General features: G+C 73.1%; 1 protein-coding gene. It reads left to right on the top strand.

Annotated elements, in window-relative coordinates; all coding sequences use genetic code 11:
- Positions 1-21: 21 nt before the first annotated feature.
- Positions 22-1299 carry a glycosyltransferase gene (locus ACIBNA_RS45055; RefSeq protein WP_399171297.1) on the top strand — a complete coding sequence of 426 codons (1278 nt, stop codon included), beginning with the start codon at positions 22-24 and terminating at the stop codon, positions 1297-1299.
- The last annotated feature ends 113 nt before the right edge of the window (positions 1300-1412 follow it).

Raw genomic sequence — 1412 nt, 5'->3', positions numbered from 1 at the left:
GGAAACCGGGGGACGCCGCACGTGCGCATCGCCTTCCTGCTGCACAACGCCTACGCGATGGGCGGCACCGTACGGACGACCATGACCCTCGCCGACACGCTCGCCGGGCGACACCAGGTGGAACTCGTGTCCGTCTTCCGGCACCGCGAGAGACCACGGCTGGGGCGGTCGCCGGAGGTACCGCTGCGGGCCCTGGTGGACCGGCGCAAGGGATCCGAGGACGCGGCGGACCCCCTCGCCCGGCAGGCCGGCGAAGTCTTCCCCAAGGGGGACAGCCGCTCGCACCAGTACCACCGGCTCGCCGAGCAGCGGGTCATCGACTGGCTGCGGGAGACGGACGCCGACGTCGTCGTGGGCACCAGGGCCGGACTCAACGCGCTGCTGGCCCGGTTCGGACCACGACATGCCGTACTCGTCGGCCAGGAGCACCTCACCCACGACAACCACTCGCACCGGCTGCGGACGGAACTCCAACGCTGGTACGGCGGTCTCGACGCGCTGGTCACCATGACCGAGGCTGACGCGCGCGACCACCGGCGCGGCATGCGGCTGCCGCGCACCCGGGTGCTGGCCATCCCCAACAGCGTCCCCGAACCCTCGGTGCCGCCGGCCGACGCGGCGGCCAAGGTCGTCGTCGCGGCGGGACGGCTGGCCCGCGTCAAGCGGTACGAGATGCTGGTCGACGCGTTCGCCCTGGCCGGTGCGGCCTGCCCCGACTGGTCCCTGCGCATCTACGGGGACGGCGCCGAGCGCGCCCGGATAGCCGACCGGATAGCCCACCACGGCCTGGGTGACCGGGTCTTCCTGATGGGTTCGGCCACTCCCATCGAGGCCGAGTGGGTCAAGGGCTCCATCGCCGCGGTGACCTCCGCGCACGAGTCGTTCGGGATGACGATCGTGGAGGCCATGCGCTGCGGCCTGCCCGTGGTGAGCACCGACTGCCCGCACGGGCCCGGCGAGATCATCCGCCACGGTGTGGACGGCTGTCTCGTCCCGCGCGACAGCACCCGGGGCGTGTCCGACGCGCTGCTGGCACTCATGCGGGACGACGGACGGCGTGCGGAGATGGGCAGAGCCGCCCGGGCCAGTGCGGCGAAACGATTCACCCCGGACGGCGTCGCCGACCGCTACGAGCGCCTGTTCAGCACCCTGGTGGAGGAGCGGGCCGGGCGGTCCGCTCCTCCACCGCCGGGCCTGGCCGACTGGCGCGACCGTGTCACCGTGCTCGCCGCCACGGCAGGCATCCTCACCCGCGCAGCGGTGCGCCGCGGGCGGCGCAGGCTGGGGTGGGTCGGATGAACGCGGATCGCACAGCGGCCTCGGCACGGCGGATGCTGTGGATCGTGGCCGCCGGGTTCTGTGTGCTGTCGGCCGTCCTCGTACCGCTCACACTGCCGCTCGGCTGGGACGAG

Source organism: Streptomyces sp. NPDC050164 (assembly GCF_044459945.1).
Taxonomy (GTDB): domain Bacteria; phylum Actinomycetota; class Actinomycetes; order Streptomycetales; family Streptomycetaceae; genus Streptomyces; species Streptomyces coeruleorubidus_A.
This window is presented reverse-complemented; position numbering and strand designations above follow the sequence as displayed.